The organism is Rhodococcus sp. 05-340-2 (assembly GCF_002258915.1).
Lineage (GTDB): Bacteria > Actinomycetota > Actinomycetes > Mycobacteriales > Mycobacteriaceae > Rhodococcoides.
This window is the reverse complement of the sequence record NZ_NOYU01000004.1, coordinates 1-20,436: the sequence shown is the minus strand read 5'-3', so window position 1 is coordinate 20,436 and position 20,436 is coordinate 1. Positions and strand designations below refer to the sequence as shown.

At 62.8% G+C, this 20,436-nt stretch carries 18 protein-coding genes and 1 tRNA gene; 4 read left to right on the top strand and 15 right to left on the bottom strand.

Features of this window, described 5'->3' with window-relative positions; all coding sequences use genetic code 11:
- Window positions 1–74 precede the first annotated feature (74 nt).
- A tRNA-Pro gene (locus CH271_RS00525) sits at window positions 75–148 on the top strand.
- 594 nt (window positions 149–742) lie between these two features.
- Here CH271_RS00525 and CH271_RS29530 read toward each other — a convergent pair.
- Both CH271_RS29530 and istB read right to left on the bottom strand, forming a co-directional pair.
- Complete coding sequence (locus tag CH271_RS29530) at window positions 743–1,213, bottom strand: hypothetical protein (RefSeq protein WP_179274798.1); 471 nt, start codon at window positions 1,211–1,213, stop codon at window positions 743–745.
- Window positions 1,214–1,262: 49 nt separating this feature from the next.
- A complete protein-coding gene (istB, locus tag CH271_RS00515; protein ID WP_256986107.1) occupies window positions 1,263–2,072 on the bottom strand; it encodes an IS21-like element helper ATPase IstB in 810 nt (269 codons plus the stop codon).
- A 703-nt stretch (window positions 2,073–2,775) separates the two neighbouring features.
- Here istB and CH271_RS00510 point away from each other — a divergent pair.
- The 3 genes from CH271_RS00510 (at window position 2,776) to CH271_RS00500 (ending at window position 6,553) form a co-directional block, all read left to right on the top strand.
- Window positions 2,776–3,033 (top strand): DUF3263 domain-containing protein, encoded by a 258-nt coding sequence (locus CH271_RS00510; RefSeq protein ID WP_179274797.1) that lies wholly within the window; start codon window positions 2,776–2,778, stop codon window positions 3,031–3,033.
- Between the two features lie 287 nt (window positions 3,034–3,320).
- A complete protein-coding gene (locus tag CH271_RS00505) occupies window positions 3,321–4,586 on the top strand; it encodes an MFS transporter (RefSeq protein ID WP_094632033.1) in 1,266 nt (421 codons plus the stop codon).
- A gap of 170 nt (window positions 4,587–4,756) precedes the next feature.
- Entirely contained in the window at window positions 4,757–6,553 is a 1,797-nt protein-coding gene (locus tag CH271_RS00500; RefSeq protein WP_179274796.1) for an FAD-dependent monooxygenase, read from the top strand.
- A gap of 42 nt (window positions 6,554–6,595) precedes the next feature.
- Here the strand turns inward: CH271_RS00500 and CH271_RS00495 are convergent, their stop codons facing one another.
- From CH271_RS00495 to CH271_RS00435, 13 genes are all read right to left on the bottom strand, one after another.
- Window positions 6,596–8,230, bottom strand: coding sequence for a GMC oxidoreductase (locus CH271_RS00495; protein ID WP_179274795.1), 1,635 nt, complete (start codon window positions 8,228–8,230; stop codon window positions 6,596–6,598).
- A 288-nt stretch (window positions 8,231–8,518) separates the two neighbouring features.
- Complete coding sequence (locus CH271_RS00490; protein WP_094632029.1) at window positions 8,519–8,824, bottom strand: hypothetical protein; 306 nt, start codon at window positions 8,822–8,824, stop codon at window positions 8,519–8,521.
- A complete protein-coding gene (qcrB, locus tag CH271_RS00485) occupies window positions 8,821–10,494 on the bottom strand; it encodes a cytochrome bc1 complex cytochrome b subunit (RefSeq protein ID WP_094632027.1) in 1,674 nt (557 codons plus the stop codon). The genes CH271_RS00490 and qcrB overlap by 4 nt, the downstream gene beginning before the upstream one ends.
- A gap of 201 nt (window positions 10,495–10,695) precedes the next feature.
- Window positions 10,696–12,363 carry a thiamine pyrophosphate-binding protein gene (locus tag CH271_RS00480; RefSeq protein ID WP_094632025.1) on the bottom strand — a complete coding sequence of 556 codons (1,668 nt, stop codon included), beginning with the start codon at window positions 12,361–12,363 and terminating at the stop codon, window positions 10,696–10,698.
- Between the two features lie 43 nt (window positions 12,364–12,406).
- Window positions 12,407–13,195, bottom strand: coding sequence for an SDR family oxidoreductase (locus tag CH271_RS00475; protein WP_094632023.1), 789 nt, complete (start codon window positions 13,193–13,195; stop codon window positions 12,407–12,409).
- Window positions 13,196–13,200: 5 nt separating this feature from the next.
- On the bottom strand, window positions 13,201–14,049 hold the full coding sequence (locus CH271_RS00470) for an alpha/beta fold hydrolase (protein ID WP_256986106.1): 849 nt from the start codon (window positions 14,047–14,049) through the stop codon (window positions 13,201–13,203).
- On the bottom strand, window positions 14,046–15,032 hold the full coding sequence (locus CH271_RS00465; protein WP_094632021.1) for a VOC family protein: 987 nt from the start codon (window positions 15,030–15,032) through the stop codon (window positions 14,046–14,048). The genes CH271_RS00470 and CH271_RS00465 overlap by 4 nt, the downstream gene beginning before the upstream one ends.
- A 13-nt stretch (window positions 15,033–15,045) precedes the next feature.
- Window positions 15,046–15,996 carry a PDR/VanB family oxidoreductase gene (locus CH271_RS00460; protein WP_094632019.1) on the bottom strand — a complete coding sequence of 317 codons (951 nt, stop codon included), beginning with the start codon at window positions 15,994–15,996 and terminating at the stop codon, window positions 15,046–15,048.
- A 39-nt stretch (window positions 15,997–16,035) separates the two neighbouring features.
- Window positions 16,036–16,551 carry a cupin domain-containing protein gene (locus CH271_RS00455; RefSeq protein ID WP_094632017.1) on the bottom strand — a complete coding sequence of 172 codons (516 nt, stop codon included), beginning with the start codon at window positions 16,549–16,551 and terminating at the stop codon, window positions 16,036–16,038.
- Complete coding sequence (locus tag CH271_RS00450) at window positions 16,548–16,949, bottom strand: RidA family protein (protein ID WP_094632057.1); 402 nt, start codon at window positions 16,947–16,949, stop codon at window positions 16,548–16,550. The genes CH271_RS00455 and CH271_RS00450 overlap by 4 nt, the downstream gene beginning before the upstream one ends.
- Window positions 16,946–18,511 carry an aldehyde dehydrogenase gene (locus tag CH271_RS00445; protein WP_094632015.1) on the bottom strand — a complete coding sequence of 522 codons (1,566 nt, stop codon included), beginning with the start codon at window positions 18,509–18,511 and terminating at the stop codon, window positions 16,946–16,948. The genes CH271_RS00450 and CH271_RS00445 overlap by 4 nt, the downstream gene beginning before the upstream one ends.
- A gap of 149 nt (window positions 18,512–18,660) precedes the next feature.
- Window positions 18,661–19,455, bottom strand: coding sequence for an aspartate dehydrogenase domain-containing protein (locus tag CH271_RS28630; protein WP_094632013.1), 795 nt, complete (start codon window positions 19,453–19,455; stop codon window positions 18,661–18,663).
- 29 nt (window positions 19,456–19,484) lie between these two features.
- The coding region (locus tag CH271_RS00435) for a VOC family protein (protein WP_218830231.1) at window positions 19,485–20,436 on the bottom strand (952 nt) is incomplete at its 5' end.

Below are 20,436 nucleotides of genomic sequence, written 5' to 3'. Positions count from 1 at the left end.
CCCGCCCCTGAGCAGGCGATTTCCTCTCAGGGGTAGGGCTGGGGTAATCTCAGCAAGCGCCTTTCGAGGCGCGGCGGGCTGTGGCGCAGCTTGGTAGCGCACTTGACTGGGGGTCAAGTGGTCGCAGGTTCAAATCCTGTCAGCCCGACATTGTTAGATGCAGGTCAGAGGCGGTTTCGGAGAAATCCGAAGCCGCCTTTTTGGCTGAAAGTAGGGCTCCGTGCCGCTCAGTGTCACAACTCTTTCCTTAGTCGATGTTCGGTGTCCATAGGCGTCCGCCTCGACCGCGCTGACTGAGGCGAGGTTTCGGCCGCTTCGACCGCGTGAATCTTGAATCCCGGATCAAACTCGTGTGGAAACCGTTCGCGCGCTGACGGCGGTCAGCCACCTGCGTTCGCGTCGACCGATCTGGGCCCTTGAACCGGGTAATGCGATAGACCTTGCAATGGCCGATGTCAGCCTTGTAAACTGCATTTTCCGCACCGTCCTAGGTGAAACGCCAGCTCAGCACAGTTTTGATGTTGCAGAACTGTCGGTAACCTGTGATTGGCTGCCGGTATGGACTTCCCACGCGGCCGGACACCTGCGGTGACCAATGCCGTGGGCATCTCTGTGAGTACCAGCTCAGCGGCTGTCGAGTCGGAGATCCCGCCTGCGGTTGCGAAGCGGATCGCCAGTGCCGTTCGATCCTCCCGCTGCGAGGGCACGCGAAAGACCTACGCGGCCGCGTGGAGACGCTTTTTCAACTGGTGCGAGTCGAATGGTCACGTGACGTTGCCGGCGCACCCGATCCACCGTCGCCGCCTACCTCGTCGACGCCGCCGACACCCGGAGCGAGTCGGGGGAGCGGGCCTACGCCGTCGCCACCTTCGGCACGTGCATCGCGGCGATCAAACATCAGCATCGCACCACCGGCCACCTGTCGCCATCCGCGCACGAACTCGTCACCGCAACACTGTCCGGGATTCGACGCGAGTACGCCGCAGCGGGCGACCGGCCCCGCACCCCACGAGATCCACTCCTGGTCGACGACATCGAACTCCTCGTTCAGACAGCCCGGGCTCGATGCCGCGGGTGGGCCGACGAGGTCCTCGAACGTCGCGATTCGGCGATTTTGCTCCTCGGGTTTGCCGGCGCGTACCGCCGCAGCGAGCTCTCGGAGCTGGTGTGCGGTGACGTCACCGTGCACCGGTGCGACGGTGATGGCGCTCATAGAAAGTGCTCAACTTCGCTCAGCGAAAGTGCTCACCCGGTAGCGGTGATCACTGTAGCGGTCGACGGGTCCCGGTGACGGCTTTGCGGAGCTTCTCCGAGCGTGCGTTGTGGTCGCGGAGCCGGTAGGAATCACCGGACACATCGAGCACTACCGATCGATGCAAGAGGCGGTCGAGCATGGCTGCTGCGACGGTGTCGTCACCGAGAACCGTTCCCCACGAGCCGACCCCGCGGTTGCTGGTGATCACGATCGATGTCTTCATATACCGTTGCGAGACAACCTGAAACAACGCCGAAGCCGCCTCTCCCGGCAACGGAAGATACCCGAGTTCGTCGATCACCAACAGTGTCGGCCCGGCGTAGAACCGAATCGTCGTCGCCCATCTGCCTTCGATCGCAGCCCGATGACATCGAGCGGCGAGATCGGCGGCGGTGGTGAAATACGTCCGATATCCAGCATGCGCTGCAGCCCGTGCCAGCCCGACCGACAGATGCGTCTTCCCGACCCCGGGCGGGCCGATGAGCAGCACATTGGTAGCGGTCTCCAAATATCCGCAGGTCGCGAGCTCGTCGATCAGCTTCTTGTCGACTCCGGCGGCGTTGTCGAAGTCGAAGTCCTCGAGCGATGCCGGGGTCGGCAGGCACGCGAACCGCAACCTGCCGGTCAACCGCCGCGCTTCGGTGGCGGCGACCTCGATCGAGGGCAACCGCTCCAACGCTGCCGTCATCGACAGCTCCTCCGCCGCGGCCTGGTCGAGGACCGCCGGCAACGCTTCGGCGGCGTCGGCGAGTTCGAGGACCCGGAGATGCCCACGCAAACGTTGGTAGAGGCTCGCTGTTTCGGGCCGCGAGTTCACGTGGTCGAACCTTTGTCGACACACTTTCCCTCCGAGATGCAGTAAAGGAGCCTGAAGCTACTCGATGGATGACCACGTGAATCGACACAGTCGGTCGACTGGACGGACGCTTCCGCGCGGTAGCGAGCTACGCCGGAACTTCGATCTGCGACGGGGATGGCGATCCAGCACCGTTCCAGCGAGCGGAACGTTTCGGTGCCGAGAGAGGGCGGAGAGCCTTACAGTTCGATTCACAGACGTGCGTACGGAAGTGGTGTTTCTTCACTTCGATTTTCGATAAAGACATTCGACCGACGAAATGAGGCTCCCGCGACGACACGAAACAGGGTTCGCGCGTCCGAAGATGGCACGCCATCGTTTCGGTCATCGAATTACATTCCGTGACAACGTTGTTGGCGAGACCGTGGACGCACACTACTCGATCCATCCCATCTCGCACGAGCGTGAAACAGAAGCTCTCCACGCTGCCGGTCCGGCCCACCTGTCCGGCTTCCGAAGTGTTGGCCGACTGCGTGACCACTACCCACCGGACGAGCGCGCAACACCGTGATCATGGATCGGGAGCGTCGCCTTCTCTGATCGGGCAGCGCTGTCGACTGGGCACAACTCGCCCACAACCGTCGCGTACGAGACAGCGGTGAACAACTGTTCTTCGGCACCGCTGCGAGCAGCAAAGCCAGTCGCAAACTGTGAGGGGTCAATGATGTTTCGTACGAAAACCGAACGTAGAGAGGTCGATCCGCTCGGGTCGATCGACCCGATCGACCCGAGTGCTCACCGTCCTGCCGGGCGCATGGGCATCCTGTCGGTCGAGGAACTGCGTATGTTGGAACTGGCACGCCGATGGGCACCCTTCGGTGGAGCCGACACGACCGACATCTACGTCGAGTTCGGGCTGAGCAGGACGCAGTTCTACGACCGGATTCAGCAGATTCTCGAACGACTTCAGAAGTCGACGTGATCGGAACGACAGAAGCTCTTTTCTGCTCGGCAGATGGTTGCCGAGGTCTCGCAGCAGGGGGCGGCACGGTGTGGCTGTGTTTCAGGTGGGCGTTGCAGTGCGTGGACCTAGTCGGTCCTGGTGCGTTCCCATCCAGTCCCTCGACGTGACATCCACGTAAATCTTGTTCCCGAAACCCTGCCGCACGGACTGGCTTAGCGCTAAGTTATCTGAGATGTCTGAGCGATAAGCTACCTTGGCTTTCGCGCGCCTAGTCTGAGCGGACACGCAGCACTGGAGGACGCGTCATGATCGATCCAAACACGACAACGACCGGTGGCACCGACATAGTGCGGACGAACTGGCCGGTACTTGCGCTGGCGCTACTGGCCTGCGTACTCGACGGCTACGACACCATCGCGCTCGGGTTGTCGGTTCCCTCGCTGTCACGCGAGTGGGGTGTGCCCGCTTCACACTTCACGCCGGCTCTTTCTCTGACGAGCCTCGGAAGTGCCCTCGGTTTCATCATGGTCGGCCGGTTGATCGCGCGGTTCGGCTGTCGGAATGTCATGTTGGCAGCTGTTGCGCTCTTCACGTTGGGGACCTTACTGACGGCGTGGGCGAGCAATGTCACCGAATTGACGGCATTGCGGCTTCTCACGGGCCTCGGTCTGGGTGCTGTCATGCCGGCGGCAATCACGCAGGCGACCGTCCTCAACCCTGAGCGTATTCGCCAGTCGATCGCGGTCCTGGTGGGGATGGGAATGGCGGTCGGTGCACTGATTGCCGGTGTGGCCGGTAGCCAGTTGATCGGGCACTTCGGGTGGTCGTCGGTCTTCATTGCCGGAGCTGTTGCCGCGGCGGTATTGTTCCCGTTCCTGTGGATCGGTCTTCCGGACGAGCGCACCGTCATCGGTCGAATCCCCGTATCCGATGCCAAACACAAGGCATCGTTGGCTCGGCTCTTCGATCCCGAAGTCCGCACGCGCACAGTGCTTTTGTGGATCTTCTCGTTCCTGGTGTTCTCGGTGTACTACATCTTCTCGTCGTGGCTACCGACGTTGCTGGTCAGCTACGGTTTCACCACCAGCCTGGCCCCGCTCGGATCGGCAGCGCTCGGAGTCGGCAGCATCGTGGGTGCAGCCATCCTTGTCGTCGGGCTGACCAAGTTTCGACTGACCTCGATCCTGACGTTCACTACTGTGGCGGCCGCCGTCTTCCTCACCATTTCTGCCTATCTCGGACCGGACAAGGCTTTGCTTCTGCTTGTGTTCGGCGGAGTGGGCCTCGGCCTCCAAGGGGGCATGCTCGGGCAGGCGGCAGTTGCGGTAACGATGTATCCGCAAGGCACCGCGGCGACGGGCGTCGGTTGGACCTGCTCGATGGGCCGCTTGGGGTCGGTGGTCGGCCCCGTCGTCGGCGGTGCGCTGATCGGGCTCGGAACCTCCACAAGCACGATAGTGCTGCTCGCGTGCATCCCCGTGCTCGCCGCCTTGGTGATCATCGTTGTGCTCGGCAGGATGCGCACGGTAGGCGTAGCCGATCCCGTTGCCGCAACGACCATCACGGCGTGAACCGACCGGTGCCGAGGTCCACGCACCCCCGGTGGACGACGCCCTCCGCCGCTCCGGTTCCGCCGATCGGAACATCCGAGTTGTGGCGCGCATCACCTAAGTGAAACATGTTGGAAGACAGAAGATTCGATTCGCCAGATGGCGATCGCACACAGTCAGGATCTTTTCATATGTCGAGTCACGACACAGACACTCTCGATGGAACGCCGATCGACGTCAGGGCAGAGAAGGCCCCTGTGCTCATCGTCGGTTCCGGACCGGCAGGGCTGACGTCCGCCCTCGCGCTGGCCCGCTCCGGCATCCGCAGCATTGTTGTCACGCGCTATGCGGGACTTGCCCACACCCCCCGCGCGCACATCACCAATCAGCGGACACTGGAAATCTTGGCCGACCTGGGTGTCGAGCAGCAGGTCGGTGAGGCCGGTCGACTCCTCGAAGATCTCCCGTACAACATTTGGCTCCTCACTTTGGGCGGACCCGAAATTCTGCGCACCACCGCGTGGGGTGCCGGCACGGCCGATCAGGCCCGATACCGTCAGGCCAGCCGCCATTTGCCGGTCGACCTGTTCCAGCACCAACTCGAGCCGATCCTCGCCGACGCCGCCGTGGCAACCGGGCTCGTCGATCTGAGATTCGGGCACGAATTTCTCTCGTTGGAGCAGGATGCACAGGGGGTCGATGCGAAGATTCTCGAGCGGCACTCAGGGCGTCGATATGCCGTTCGCGCCGACTACTTGATCGGAGCAGACGGCGCAAAGAGCCGAGTGCTCAGGGACGCGGGACTCGAGGTACGTGGCGAGTTCGACCTGGCGCGATTCTCCTTCGCCTGGATCAAGGCAGATCTGAGCAGGTATGTCGCGCACCGGCCCGGGGCACTGTACTGGGGTGCCGACAACGATCACTGCACATGGATCCTCGTGGACGGATACGACGAGTGGATCGCAGGGTGGGGTGTGACGGATCCCGAGCCTCCCTCCCACGAAGTAGTGCTGGAGAACGTAAGAAGGTCGGTGGGAGACCCGCTCGTCGAGATCGAAATCAAGCACGTGAGTACATGGGGAGTGAACCATGCTGCGGCCGAACAATATTCGGCAGGGCGAGTGTTCTGTGCGGGCGATGCGGTACACCAACATCCACCGACCAACGGACTGGGCAGCAACACTTCGATCGCCGACGGGTACAACCTCGCGTGGAAGCTTGCGCTCGTCATCGATGGTGTTGCAACACCGACACTTCTCGATACCTACAGTACCGAGCGTGCTCCGGTCGGCCGGCAGATCGTCGACCGTGCCTGGGAGTCTCTCCAGATGGTGTTTTCGTTGGCGCCTCAACTCGGTATCGTTCCCGGCCTCAGTACCGAGGAGAAGTGGGAGATCGTCAACTCGATCGAGGAGAACAGCCCGCGTGGTCGGCAACTGCGAGAAACCATCGCACGGTTCCGAGACACGATGGATTTCAGCTTCAACGCTCATGCAATCGAGCTGGGCTATCGATACGACGTTCCGGGAGCGCCGGAATCGGTCGGGGAAGCACCGAATCCTGATGGAGTGCTCTACATTCCGTCGACCGAACCCGGGCATCACTTGCCCCACGCCTGGGTCGAGTGCGGTCGTCGGCGGGTATCCACAGTCGATCTCGTGGGACACGGCAAGTTCACTCTGATCGTCGGCCGTGAGGGAGACGGATGGGAGACCGCGGCCGAGCGCATTCGTGCCGAATACGGACTGGTGATCGTCACCCAGATCATCGGCGGCGCAGGGGGTTCGCGAGACTTCCTCGGCGAATGGGCGAAGGTCCGGGGTGTCCAGGACGACGGGTGCATTCTTGTCCGTCCCGACGGTCACGTTGCGTGGAAGGCTGTGCACGGTTTCGACGTCGACGGCCTGGTGCGGGCACTGGGCGTCGCTTTGGGGAGGCAGAGCGTCGGAAGCGAGGAAGCCCCTGTCCTCGCCGGATCCCCGTCGTAGGTCGGCTGATTCCGTTGGCCGGTGCACAGGTCCTCGTCGTCCTCAGCCTCCCGTGGCGATGATCTCTTCGATGTTTCGTTCCGCGAGAGCGGCGATGGTCAGTGAAGGATTGACGGCTCCGGTGCTTCCCGGGATCAGCGAGCCGTCGACGATGTAGAGGCCGTCGTAGCCGACCACGCGCCCGTATCCGTCCGTTGCCTTGCCCAGCACCGCGCCACCGAGAGGATGTGCAGTGAACGACGCATTGACGTCGGGGACTCGCAGGAGCGGGAAGCCGGTTCCGACTCCCGAGGTGTGGGCGATGCGATCGTGCACGGCGCGCAGTGCGTCTTCGACGTACCTGTTGCCCTGTTCGGGCCAGCGCAACTGGGTCTTTCTAGCCGCGCGATCGTAGACGAACTCACCGCGGGTCGGGTCGAGCACCATTCCGAGCGAGCCGATGAGGGACATGTCGATGGGTGAGCCGGGGACGTACCAGTTCTCGAGGGTGAGCGGGGTTCCCGACTCGTCGAAGATGCGCGATGCCGACGGTGACGCCTGCACGATGCCGTTGCCTTCCGGGGTCATACCGCGCACCAGAGCGGCATCGCCGTTGGTACCCCATCCCTGCCCGACGTGTTCGTTGAGGTCGGGCAGCGCGCCGGTGTCCCGGGCCGCGACCAGCAGCTCGGAGGTGCCCATCGATCCCGCCCCGAGAAACAGACGGTCGCAGGTCAGGGTTCGGGATTCGACGACCGATGCGGTGGGGTCGAGAATGTCGACCTCGAGGACGTACCGGCCATCGGCGGCCCGACCGACCGATGTCACCTCGTGTCGCGCATGAATTGTCGCGCGAGTGGTGCGTTGTGCGTCGGCGAGGTAGTTCTGGGTCAGGTCGAACTTGGCACCGTTGGAGTTTCCGAGGTTCGATTCGCCGATGGTCGCCGACGGCCGTGCAGCGCCGGACAGTTCCGCGCGTACCACGTCCCAGTTCCAGATGCCGTCTATGCGGCTGGGCGTGTATCCGGCTCGTCGCGCCTGCGCGTCCCAGATGCGGGAATGAGTGAAGGGGACGGAGGCATAGACGTCGTCGGGCATGGGCGAGAGCCGCAGCGCCGAACGCACTCGCGGATAGTAGATTCGGTCCATCTCGTCGTACGAGACCGTGGAGCCGAAGAGCGAGTCGAAGAATCGTCGTTCGGGGGCGATCATGACGCCGGTGAACACCAGCGAGCCACCGCCGACGGCCGCAGCGCGCCAGACGTCGATGGAGCCGTGCTCTGTGACGTCGAAAATGCCACCGAATCGATCGGTCGGGACCATCGGCAGACCGGTCAACGGGGCCGGGCCACCGCGCCGCCAGAAGGCCCGGCCGTCCGGCGCGAAATCGTTGGCGAATATCTGCCGTCGCGCGTCGAGCGGCCACTGCGATCCGCGTTCGAGGATGGTGACCGAGGACCCGGATTCGGTCAGTCGACGCGCGGCGACTGCAGCTCCGAACCCGGAGCCGACGATGATCGATTCGGAGTGCGCGGGTGCGCGCAGCGGCTCGTTCCACAGTTCGGGTACGAAGGCTCGGTAGACGGGGTCGAGAACCGGCGCTGCGGTAGCGGGGCGTGCCCCGGATAAAAACGCGGATGCTCCGCCCACGCCCAGTAGTGCTGCGGCCTGCAGCGCGCGTCTACGGCTGATCTCCATGCTGTCCCCTCGCTGATCGCCTCCTCTTGCAGGCGGTACAAGAATCAACGAGAGAGCCGTTACTGTCTACGTGGCATCACAGTAAGAAGGATTTGTCACACCGACTGCATCGTGTGGCGTGCGCCGCACTCGGACAGTGACGGCACAGTCCCATGTCAACGCGACAAGGCGCGCTCCCGAATGTCGAAGTGAAGCCGCTGTTCACGATCCTGTGGTCTTGCCCAAGGAGGCGAAATCGGACCGGCGAGCTACCCCGAAAATTGTGAATCGACTGCAGCGGTGATCGATTCACTCGGCCGTGATGTGCATTCGGTAACGGGCGGCAGAGTCTGCATCCGCTCCGGTAATCGGCTGCCCGGCACCGTCGACGGCAAATCCTGACTTTCGTAACCACCGAATTCCCGCGATGCACAGCGCTCCGAGCAGTCCCATCGTTGCGGCGGCTGCGTACCAGTCGACCGACGCGAGCGCAGCGGAGATCGCGAGGGTGAGCGTCGTCTGAATGACCGTCAGCAATCGCATGGTCGCTTGGAATCTGCGTTCTCGCCGTCGAGCAAGAATGCGGTGTTCGGTGTACGCGTCGGCGGAGCTCATTCGGTATCGGCCGGTCGTGATCGAGAACCGGAGTCGTCATCCGAATGCTGGGTTGCCTTCTGGTAGTCGAGCAACATCTCCAGTTGGCGCCGCTCACTTGCATGCTCGGCATGCTCGAGACCTGCGTGTTCCTCGATCGGATCGGGTGTCAAGAGGCTCCCTGAGCCCGGTCGCCCGGCAGATCCGAGTTTGTTCATCTTCTTCGGTACCGGAGCTCCCTGGTAGCTCAACGGTCGAGCATGGCCGTGTTCGTCGATCTCGCCGAGTGGCTGATGAATCTCGATGTACGCCCCGGTGGGCAGTCGGCGAACGATGCCCGTCTCGATGCCGTGTTCGAGCACTGCTCGATCGCTACGTTGCAGGCCGATGCAGAATCTGTAAGCAACGAAATACGCGATCGGAGGAATGATCAGCATCGCGATACGCCCGGCCCAGGTGAGCGCGTTGAGCGAAATATTGAACTTGTACGCGATCAAATCGTTGTTGCAGGACAGTGTCAGCACGACGTAGAACGCGATCGCCATAGCACCGATTGCAGTACGCACCGGGACGTCTCGGGGACGCTGGAGCAGATTGTGGTGGGCGGTGTCCCCGGTCAGACGCTTCTCTATCCACGGGTAGGCGAACATGGACACGAACACGACGGTCATCAGGACGATCGCCGCAAACGCTGCCGGGATGGTGTAGCGACCTGCGATATAGATCTCCCAGGCCGGCCACAGTCGGAGAAATCCGTCGGTCCACATCATGTAGAAGTCGGGCTGCGATCCTGCCGAGACCTGGGATGGGTTGTAGGGACCGAGGTTCCATACTGGATTGATCTGCAGCAGTCCACCCATCAAGGCCAGTACACCGAACGTCACGGCGAAGAAGGCACCGGACTTGACCGCGAAGACCGGGAGGATCCGTACGCCGACGACGTTCTTCTCGGTGCGTCCTGGTCCGGGGAACTGCGTGTGTTTCTGGTACCAGACCATCGCCAGGTGAGCAGCGATCAACGCCAGGATGATCGCAGGCACCAAGAGAACATGGGCCACATACAAGCGCGGAATGATGACTGTGCCGGGGAAGTCGCCGTCGAAGATCAGCCAGTGCATCCAGGTTCCGATGATCGGGATGCTCATGGTGATACCGCCGAATGCGGCGCGGAGGCCGGTGCCCGAGAGGAGGTCGTCGGGGAGGGAGTATCCGAAGAAGCCCTCGAACATCGCCAGAATGAGAAGCAGGCAGCCGATGACCCAGTTGGCCTCGCGGGGACGCCGGAATGCACCGGTGAAGAACACCCGCATCATGTGCACGATGATCGACGCAGCGAACATCAGCGCTGACCAGTGGTGGATCTGGCGCATGAACAGACCGCCCCGCACCTCGAACGAGATGTTCAGGGTGGTGGCGTAGGCACGTGACATGGTCACCCCGTTGAGCGGGGTGTACGCGCCGTCGTACACGACCTCGCTCAGTGAAGGATCGAAGAACAGAGTCAGGTAGACGCCGGATATCAGCAGGACCACGAAGCTGTACAGGGCGATCTCGCCGAGCAGGAAAGACCAGTGGGTGGGGAATACCTTGTTGATTTGGCGTCGGAGGCCGGCAGCTGGATGCAGCCGTGAATCGACCGCTTCGGACTGTCGCGCAGCAAGCCGATCGATAGCTGATAAGTGTTGCGACACAGTCGAACTCCTGAGTGTCAGAGCGTGGTCGGGCGGCTGGGTGTATCGGCGCACTAGCCAGAAACGGCGATGCGTAGTCGAGCGACGGCGCGAGCCCGGGGCTCGTATCGCATCTCTTATTGCAGGCTAGAGCAGAAGTGGCCCCTATCGCAAGTAACTTGCGATAGGGGCCACTTCTGTGTCGCCACGAGTGTCGAAGTTCTACTGACTGTGAGTCGGGATGTGAACCGGGGGTGTGAAGGCCCCCGGGGCAGGCTCAAGTGCGGTGACATCTACTTCGATCAGTACCGGTCGGCGTAGGCGAACCGCCGCCGAGAACGTGTCCTCGAAGTGATCAGTGCTACGGACAAGGTCGTAATGCATGTCCATCGACGCTGCGAGAAGGTCGAATCGCGGTGTGAAGAGATCGACCCCCGCCCGGTCCAATCCGTTCGCTTCCTGCATATTTCGCAACACACCGTAGCCGCCGTCGTTGAACAGCAACACGATCAACCATGCCTCGGTGCCGGCCAATGATGCGAGTTCGCCGAGGTGAACGGCCAAACCGCCATCTCCTGCAATGACGACTGTCGGCACGTCTCGGCGCGCCCTGGATGCACCGATCCCCATGGCCAGTCCCTGGCCGATACCCCCGCCCAACGGAAAGATGTTGGTTTCCCTCTCGTAGAAATCGAGAAGTCGATTCCCCCACTGGCTGGAAGGAATGGTCACATCGCGGGCCACGACCGACTCTCGGGGGAGGACCTGTCGGATTGCTCGGCAGATATCGGCGTAACCGCCGATGTACTCGTTCAGGTCCTTGCGTACGAGATTTCGAGTGCGTGTCATCTCGATCGGCCAGGTAGCATCCGTTGCTGCTTCCGTCAGCTTCGCATCGACTGCGGTGAGGACTGCGGTGGCGTCACCGACTATCCCCGCCGCGGCCGGGTAGACACGTCCGATCGCTGCGGGGTCGATGTCGACCTGAACAATGTTGTCCGGCAACGCCAATGTGTAGCTCTTGGTCTCGTTGGATCGGAAATGTGTTCCCACCGCCAGCAACACGTCGGCCTCGGCGAGAATGGAGCCGAGGCGGGGATCCGATGCGAAATTTCCGATCACCAGGTCGTCGTCCTCGCCGACTACGGCGCGACCGGAGTTGCTGGTGAGTAGCCCCGCCCCGAGTTTGTGCAGGATCGACGTCAGCGGACGCTTCGCCGCGGCAGCCCCTCCACCCACCCAGATCAGTGGCCGCCGCGCTGCCGCAAGCAGGTCTACAGCGCGTGCGATCTCGGATTCGTCGAATTCGATGGGATCCGCAGTGGTGACGGAGAACGGACGTTGGTCCTGTGGACGTGCCAGATATTGCAGGTCCGAGGGCCATTCGACGCTGGCGGGACCGGTCGGAGAGGACAGAATGTGCGCGATCGCCTCTTCGAGGTCGGCCTCGACGCCCTTGGCCTCGACGATGGTCTTGGCGAACTTCGAGACGGCATCGAGCATCTGCAGCTGTTTCGGCACCTCGTGGATGACTCCGCGGCCTGATCCGAGATAGGGGCTGTCTATCTGTCCGGTGATGTGGAGGACGCGACTCCCCGCGGTGAGGGCTTCGAGCATCGATCCGGCGGCGTTGCCTGCACCTGTTCCGGTACTGGTGAGTGCGACGCCGATCTTGCCGCTGGCTCGGGCATATCCGTCTGCAGCGTTGACGACCGCAGCTTCGTGGCGCATCTCGACGTAGTTGAGCTCGCGTGCCACTGCCTCTACGAGTGGCAGGTTGTGGATGCTGATCACGCCGAATGCAGTGTCGATTCCGTGTCTGCGCATGACCTGGACGAGTACGTCTCCTCCGGTCGGTTCCCGGCGTGAGCCCTCGCTGTGTGCTGTCATGATTCTCCGTAGATGTAGGTGGTTGCGAACGCGGCCAGGAGGGCTAGACGTAGCGTGAGATTCCGCCGCCCACCGCAATTGCGGTCCCCGTCGTATAGCTGCTGAGCGGCGAAAGCAGCGTGACGATGTGAAACGCGACCTCCTCGGCGGTTCCGAAGCGACCGAGCGCGATCCCCCTGTCGGTCGCAATGTCGGCACTCCAGGTTCGGTAGTCGGTTGTGGTATCGGATGCCTCGAATCGCTTGCGCCACTGCCCGGTGTCGACGAGACCGAGCAGTACCGAATTGACCCTGATGTCGTCAGCGGCGAGATCGGCAGCCATCGAATGCGTGAGATTGAGCAACGCTGCGCGTGCCGCGGAGGTTGCCGCCAATCGCGACTCGGGCTGATGGGCGAGGATGGCATTGACGTTGACCACAGAGGCCGAGGGGGAATCGACGAGGAATGTGTGCGCTCCGCGGACGACGTTCAGAGAACCGAAGATCTTGAGCTCGATTTCGTCGCGGATCTGCTGGTCGCTCGTCTCGGCCAAGGGCGCCATCAAGGAACGACCGGCGTTGCACACGACCCCATCCACGCCGCCGAATCGTGCGGCCGTCGATCGAGCGAATTCCTGCATCGACTCGCTGTCGGTGACGTCGCCGGCATGAAGATGCACACGTTCGTGATCGATGTCGCCGAGCGCCGATACAGCCGAACGAAGCCGAGGCAGATCCCGCGCGCAGGCTGCCACGTTGGCACCTTCTTCGAGCAGCATCCGGGTGGTCGCCAGCCCGACACCCGAACTGGCCCCGGTGACGAGAACGGTGCGGTGTGACAGTTGTAGATCCATGGTTTCTACCTCGATCGATCACGATTGGCGGCGGCTACGACTGTGTGTTCGGTGAGAAAGTCCGTCATGTGCACGGCCAGCACGTCCGGACGCTCGTGGACCGCGGCATGGCCTGCGCCGACAACGAGTCCGAATCGAGCATCGGGAATGGCCCGGGACAGCAACAGTGATTCGGGGACGCCGGTCACGATGTCGTCCTCACCGACGAGCACCAATGTCGGGGCGTCGAGGCGATGCAGTTGTGGACCGAGATCGTGGGTTGCCATGTACTCGACGGCAGGGAGGTAGCCGGCCACTCGGACCCGAGACATCTCGGTCTCGACCGCGCGCAGTACCTGCGTTGTGGCGCTTGGTGATACGAGTCGCGGGGCCCGGCGGGCAGCGAACGACTCCGATCCCTCGGTTCGTAGCTCGTTGACGCGAGCTCGCATCGCCCGTGCTTTGTCGGGGGTGACACCCGAACCTCGGGTGCTGTCCGCGACGGTCAAGGAGGCGACACGATCCGGGGACCGCAGGGCGGTCTCCATGGCGATCACGCCGCCCCACGAGCTGCCGAACAGGTGAACGGTATCGAGCTCGAGCTCGTCGAGCAGGTCGAGTACCACCTGCGTGTGATCGACGAGTTCCGATGTCGGGTCCGCAGACTCACCGTAACCGGGCGCATCCCAGCAGTAGGTACGCCAACCCAGAGCGGAGAGCTGCTGAGCCAACTCTGCGCAGGACTGGGCGGTGCTGCCGATTCCGTGCAGCAACAGCACCGGTTCGCCACTGCCCCGCACGTGGAGTGCGACGCCACCGCGAGACGTCCACAGTGTGCATCCGGAGACGGGTACGTCCGCAGGCGCGTTACTCACGATGCAGTTGTAGCGAGTGGCGAAACGGTCGAATCGATCAGGAAGTATCCGGGGTTCGCCGGTAGGTGGCTGTGGCCGAGGTCCACGACTCCTGCCATCGCAGTGCGAACGGTAGTGGTGGGGGGTCCTGCTGTTCCCCACTGGTCCGAGAGCTCGGGAACGCGCTTCCACGTCCGGCACAGCCAGGCGTCCTCGTCGATCTGTGCCACCTCGGATGTGTACTCGCACACCAATCCCGCTGGGTCGGTGAAGTAGGAGAAAGTGTTGTCTCCCGGTCCGTGCCTTCCGGGGCCCCATTGCGGGCTCACGCCGTTGTGCTTGAGGCTGCCGAGGCCACGCATGAAGTGGTCGATACTGGCCATCTCGTACGCAATGTGGTTGACGGACGGCCACACAGCCTGATTGAAAGCGATCACGTGGTGGTCGGTGTCGCACCTCAGGAACACCATCTGATGCTCGGACCAGTCGGACACCCGCATGCCGAGAACTTCGGTGTAGAAGTCGACCATCGTGTCGATCGCGGTGGTGTTGAGGACGACGTGGGCCAGCTTGCGGGGGATGGCGCGGCGGCCGGCCGGCTCGGACGAGACCACCGCGAACGTGTCGGTCGAGAGCTCGATGCATCGTCCCTCGGGATCGACCAGAGAAAGCCCGTATCCACCGCCTGCATCGTCGATCGGTCCGGGAGACCGGAGCATGGGTACGCCGAGTGCATCGAGACGCTTGGCCGCTTCGTCGATCTCACGGCGAGTGGCCACCGCAAATGCGACGCGCTCCAGTCTGTTGGTCTTGCTGGTTCCGAGTCGCAGTACGTGATGCTCGGATCCAGTGGCGCGCAACCAGTAACGGTCGTAGTCCTCGTCGACCGTGGACAGCCCCCACACTTCGTGATAGAAGTCGCGCGCGGCAACCGGATCCGGTACGCCGAGCGCCACCGATCGAAGTGATCGTAGCTTCACGACAGGTTCGGGTGAATAACGCATGGAAGTCTTCTCTCTACAGGTCGAGTACGAGTTCAGCTGAGCGACAACGTGATACGCAAGCGATCATGGTGGTTCCGCCGGCTTGTTCGGCCGGAGTGAGAACGAAGTCGCGGTGGTCGATGTCACCCTTGACGACACCGATCTCGCACGTACCGCAAATGCCCTCGGTGCACGAGGATTCGACGTCGACTCCGCCGGATTGCAAGGCGTCCAGCACCGAGGTGTTCGCGTCGACCGTTATGCGTTGTCCTGTGGATACAACGACGACGTCGAACGATTCCTGCGGGCCCTGCTCCACATCGACGGTCGGGGCTTTGAACCGCTCCAGGCGCAGTCGCGACGGATCGACCAGTGCCGATCGACAAGCCTCGAGCAGTGGTTCGGGACCACAGCAATACACCAAGGTCTCGGAATCGACGTCGGCAAGCAGCGCGGCGATGTCGGCAACAGTGCCGGCTTCGTCGTCGGCGTGCACCGTCACCCGGTCTCGGGGATGTGCTTCGAGTTCGTTCAGGAAAGCCATGGTGGACCGCGAACGCCCCGTATAGATCAGGCTCCAATTGCGGCCGCGTTTGTCGAGGTCGCGCGTCATGGCCAGAATCGGTGTGATGCCGATGCCGCCTGCCACGAGAACGTACCGCGACGCGTCCGACTCGAGTGAGAACGCGTTGCGTGGTCCGCTGACTTCTATCAGTGCGCCGACGGGCAATTCGTCGTGCACATAGGTGCTGCCTCCGCGTGATTTCGGATCTCGGAGGACCGCCACGCTCCAGGCGCGACGGTCATCCGGATCCGAGCACAGCGAGTACTCACGCACCAGTCCGTCGCGAAGGTGCAAAGAGATGTGTGCGCCGGGTTCCCATGCAGGCAGCTCGGCTCCGTTCGGGTCGATCAGAGTGACGCCGACGACGCCCTCTGCTTGCCAGGTCTTCTGGTACACACGAACGGTACGACTGTCGGCCATGGTCGGCCCCTTCTCTTCTTCGAACGCCCGGTTACCGGGTCAGCGAGTGACGCCGAACATCTCCGAGCTGGGCGGATAGGTGGGCAGCTGCGGCTTGGGGGTGCCGATGATCACGCACAGCAGTGCGTCGGTCTCGCCGATGTTCTCGAGGCTGCGAGGGACGCCGGCGGGCACGCGGATCAGGTCGCGGTAGCCCAGGACTCGGCTGGCCTTCTTGTGACCGTCCTCGACGTCGTGCACAGATACCTTCAGCTTGCCTTCGAGCACGTAGAACACTTCCTCCACGTCGTGGTGGGTGTGCTCAGGGCCGACGGCACCTGCCGGCAGGCGCATGTTCGAGAAGGTGAAATGGTCGGCCTTGAGGGCTCGTGAATCGTCGTCGTGATTACCGGTGGCACCCGAACCGATGTAGCGAATCTGCGCACGGCGGAAGCGATCTCCGCCCTTCTCGGCCTGAAAGCCGAGGGTGTCCCAGTCTTCGTTGCGGCTCGAGCCGGTGGCGAGACATGAGTCGATCAACGATTCGAGATCGCTGTGCTGTTGTGTGCTGGTCATAGCGTGCCTCTCTGTTCTGTGTTTCCCGCCGAAGACGGGGTTCGGTAAGCAATTGCTTCGATCTCCACGGTCGCCCCGTAAGGCAACGAATCCACGCCGATGAACGAGCGTGCCGGTCTCGGTTCGGCGAACACGGCGGAGTAATGCGTGTTCGCCTCGTCTCGCAACGTCACGTCGGTGACGAAGTAGGTGGTCTTGACGACGTCGGTCAAGCGCCCGCCTACGGTCGCCAAGCGTTCTTCGAGTCGAGCCATGGCCGCCGCGAGGGCCTCTCGTCGGCCGGCCACGGCGACTCCGTTCTCGTCGACCGACAGGGCTCCGGACACGAAGGTGAAGCCGGCCACCTCGAATGCGGGACTGTAGGGGTGCGCATGCGCTGCCGTGAAACTGCCGGTCATCGGTTGTCCGCCGTTCTCGCCCACGGCAGAGGCTGCCCGGCCGTGTCGATGTAGATGCTTTTCTGATTCATGTACGAACGAATACCGTCGCGGCCCTTCTCGGTGCCCAGGCCGCTGTCCTTGAGTCCGCTGAACGGAGTCGAGATCGAGAACTGTTTGTAGGTGTTGACCCACACCGTTCCCGCAGAAATTGCCTTGGCAATTCGCCATGCCCTCGGGAAGTCGGTGGTCCACAGCCCGCAGGCCAATCCGAACACTGTGTCGTTTGCCTGATCGACGAGGTCACTTTCGTTGTCGAAAGGCAGCACGATTGCGACCGGACCGAAGATCTCCTGCTGGCAGATCGGTGCGCTGTTGTCGGTCACACTCAAGATGGTCGGCAGGTAGTACGCTCCGTCGGCCAGTCTCGGTTCATCTGGAATCATGCCGCCGCACAGGACCTTTGCGCCTTGTAATACGGCTTCGTCGACCATCGCTGAAACGTTGTCACGGTGGCTGAACGCAACCATCGGTGCCACTTGTGTACGCGGATCGGTTCCTGGCCCGAGCTCGAGGGCGTTGGTGGCAGTGACCAATCGGTTCACGAACTCGTCGAAAATCGACCGCTGAACGAAGACCCGTGAACCTGCGATACAGCTCTGGCCGGACGAGGAGAACACGCCGAACATGATTCCGGCGACTGCCTGATCGAGATCGGCATCCTCGAAGACGATGGTGGGCGACTTGCCGCCGAGTTCCAGGGTGATCGGCATCAGTTTCTCTGCTGCGACATGAGCCAGCGCACGCCCGGTGTCGGTGCCGCCGGTGAACGTGACCTTGGCGATGCCGGGATGCCGCACGATCGCGTCGCCGACGGTCCGACCTGGTCCCGGTAGCACGGACAGCACTCCCGCCGGGAGCCCGGCACGCTCGCAGATACGAGCCAACAGCAACGTCACCCACGGCGCCCACACCGGCGGCTTGGCCACCACGGCATTACCTGCGCCCAATGCCGGTGCGATTTTCTGCGCGTCCGAAGCGATGGGAGAGTTCCACGGGGTGATGGACCCGATGACGCCCATGGGCTCGTGGGTGCTCATGGTGAGGTATGAGCCTCGCGAGGGTGTGACCGCGCCTTCCATCGTCTCCACGGCCGCAGCCACATACCGGAAAGTCGCTGCGGCACTGCGAGCGAGAGCGCGAGTTTCGGACAGCGTCTTACCGGTATCGATCGTTTGCAGAGTGGCGATCTGTTCTACTTCTGCGTCGATCAGTGCACCGATTCGATGGAGAACGGCGGCTCGCTCATGTGGCAGGCGATCGGCCCAGCCGGATTGCCGTACCGCGCGTAGTCCGGTGTCGACAGCGTCGTCCACGTCGGCTTCCACAGCGCCGTGCAGTGTCGCGAATATCTTGCCGGAACTCGGGTCGACCGATTCGATCAGCGAGCCCGTACCGCGACGCCACAGGCCGCCGACAAAAATTTCGTCACGAAATTCGGCACCGCTTTCCCAGTGCGGGGTCACCGATCGACCGGTGGGCACAGTGGCAAGGTATTCGTCGCCGAGGGAGGAGAGCGTCATCGCATCAGATTCCGTTTCTTCGGTATGAATGTCCGGGGATAGAACACTGAACTGCTGGCGTGCCCCGGACCATGAATCTAACCGCAAAATGTCTTAGCGTCAAGATATATTGCACCGCCCGTCGAACGCGTGGAGAGGCAGCAACGCTGTCATCCACGACGCGACGCCATCAGATTCTCCAGGGTTCTCAACACTGCGAACGGCACGATCCCGCTGGTGCGAGGATTTCTGTCGCTGGGGACGTTCTCGACGCGAATCATGTAGCGGCCCAATGCGCCATGTGCGGCAATCTCGTGTCGGGTGAAGGCCGCGTCGGGGTCGGCGTACAGCTCCACGGTGACCTCACCGGCCCCGTGGACAGCGTGATCGACGGCCGCGGCCACGTTCAGCGACGCAGGAAAGTGATGTACCGCCTCCTGTGGGCTACCGCGAAAGATACGCAGACGCTTCGACACGTTGGCCACGCGAGCTGACTGAGATGTGGTCATCCACGGTTGGAGAAGCGTCGTGGGGAGCTTCGTGCTCCGGACGACGACGTCGGTCAGTGGTCCGGCATCGGCCGCGGTGGACAACAGATCGAGCCCGCCTATTGCGCCGTGCGTGTAGTGCACCTGCCCGCCGCGAGCGCAGGCAAGCCGTTCTGCCAAGCCGTCGTAGTACAGGGCGCCTACGGACGAGACCACCAGGTCGCAACCGGAGGACACGATGTGCTCGGCATGATCACGGACCGCCGTGATCCCAGCGCACTCGATCACGATATCGGCACGCTCGATTGCGCCCTCGATACTCATGATCGGCGCAGGGGGCTGCGCCACAGGGGCTCGGCTGACGATCGCGGTCAGCCGGGCCCCTTCGATCACGCCCTCGGACAATCGTTGTGCAACAACGGTACCGATGCCTCCATAGCCGAGTATTGCGATACGAGCGTCGTTGCCGGTTGTCACTGGTGATTCTTTCGCCGATTCGGTGTGGGTTATGTGGTGGGGGTGGGGAGGGGGTGCATGAGGCCGGGTGCGCGGTGTCGGGATTCGGGGTTGAGTTTGTGTCCCCAGATCGATCCGCGGCCGAAGAGTTTGGGGGTGTGGTCGGTGTCGAGTTCGATTCCGTCGTATCCGTATTCGATGTTGAACAGGGAGGGGGTGGTGCAGTAGAAGGACACCATTTCGTCGTTGGTGTGGCGTCCGATTCCGAGGGTTTCGGGGACGTTGTGTCGGTCGAGGAGGCCGTGGGCGGTGCCCATGTCGTCGATGCTGCGGACTTGGAGCATGAGGTGGTGCAGTCCTGCGAGGTGGGGTGGGCCGTTGACCAGTGCGAGGGTGTGGTGTCGGGCGTTGACGTGGTAGAAGCGGCCGTAGAAGCCGTGTTCGGGGTCTCCGATGGTGGGGTCGATGATGGCGTCGGAGAACTCGAAGCCGAGGGTCTCGGTGAAGAAGGTGTGGCCGGCGTCGACGTCGGGGAGGATCAGTACGACGTGGCCGAGGCCTTGGGCTCCGGTGACGAATCCGGACATGGGTCGGCCGGGGATGAATCCTGATGCCGATCGTGTTTGGCCCCAGGCGACTTCGTGGGAGAAGCCCCAGGGGTCGGTGAAGGTGATCAGGGTGAACACGCCTCGTGATTCGGCGAGTTCGCGTGAGCCCCAGGAGGCTTCGATACCGACGCCGGCGAGGGTGTCGACGAGTGCGGGGAGGTCCTTTTCCGAGTGGGCGAGCCAGCCGATGTATTCGAGGCGGTCCTGCTCGCCGGGGTGGATCTGTACTCTCCAGTCGACGTCGTCGATGCGCAGTCGTACTGCGCCGTCGGGGCCGTCGTCGGTGACCTGGGCGCCGAGTACTGCGCCGCCGAATTCCCTCCAGTCCTGGTATCGCGGCGAGCTGACTCCCAGATATCCCAACGCGGTGATTGACATCGACTTCTCCTCGAAT

What these genes read in the sequence shown, in the direction of transcription:
- CH271_RS29530 (WP_179274798.1), bottom strand. Translation starts at nt 1,213, where the DNA reads ATGAGCGCCATCACCGTCGCACCGGTGCACGGTGACGTCACCGCACAC.
- CH271_RS00510 (WP_179274797.1), top strand. Translation starts at nt 2,776, where the DNA reads ATGTTTCGTACGAAAACCGAACGTAGAGAGGTCGATCCGCTCGGGTCG.
- CH271_RS00505 (WP_094632033.1), top strand. Translation starts at nt 3,321, where the DNA reads ATGATCGATCCAAACACGACAACGACCGGTGGCACCGACATAGTGCGG.
- CH271_RS00500 (WP_179274796.1), top strand. Translation starts at nt 4,757, where the DNA reads ATGTCGAGTCACGACACAGACACTCTCGATGGAACGCCGATCGACGTC.
- CH271_RS00495 (WP_179274795.1), bottom strand. Translation starts at nt 8,230, where the DNA reads ATGGAGATCAGCCGTAGACGCGCGCTGCAGGCCGCAGCACTACTGGGC.
- CH271_RS00490 (WP_094632029.1), bottom strand. Translation starts at nt 8,824, where the DNA reads ATGAGCTCCGCCGACGCGTACACCGAACACCGCATTCTTGCTCGACGG.
- CH271_RS00480 (WP_094632025.1), bottom strand. Translation starts at nt 12,363, where the DNA reads ATGACAGCACACAGCGAGGGCTCACGCCGGGAACCGACCGGAGGAGAC.
- CH271_RS00475 (WP_094632023.1), bottom strand. Translation starts at nt 13,195, where the DNA reads ATGGATCTACAACTGTCACACCGCACCGTTCTCGTCACCGGGGCCAGT.
- CH271_RS00465 (WP_094632021.1), bottom strand. Translation starts at nt 15,032, where the DNA reads ATGCGTTATTCACCCGAACCTGTCGTGAAGCTACGATCACTTCGATCG.
- CH271_RS00460 (WP_094632019.1), bottom strand. Translation starts at nt 15,996, where the DNA reads ATGGCCGACAGTCGTACCGTTCGTGTGTACCAGAAGACCTGGCAAGCA.
- CH271_RS00455 (WP_094632017.1), bottom strand. Translation starts at nt 16,551, where the DNA reads ATGACCAGCACACAACAGCACAGCGATCTCGAATCGTTGATCGACTCA.
- CH271_RS00450 (WP_094632057.1), bottom strand. Translation starts at nt 16,949, where the DNA reads ATGACCGGCAGTTTCACGGCAGCGCATGCGCACCCCTACAGTCCCGCA.
- CH271_RS00445 (WP_094632015.1), bottom strand. Translation starts at nt 18,511, where the DNA reads ATGACGCTCTCCTCCCTCGGCGACGAATACCTTGCCACTGTGCCCACC.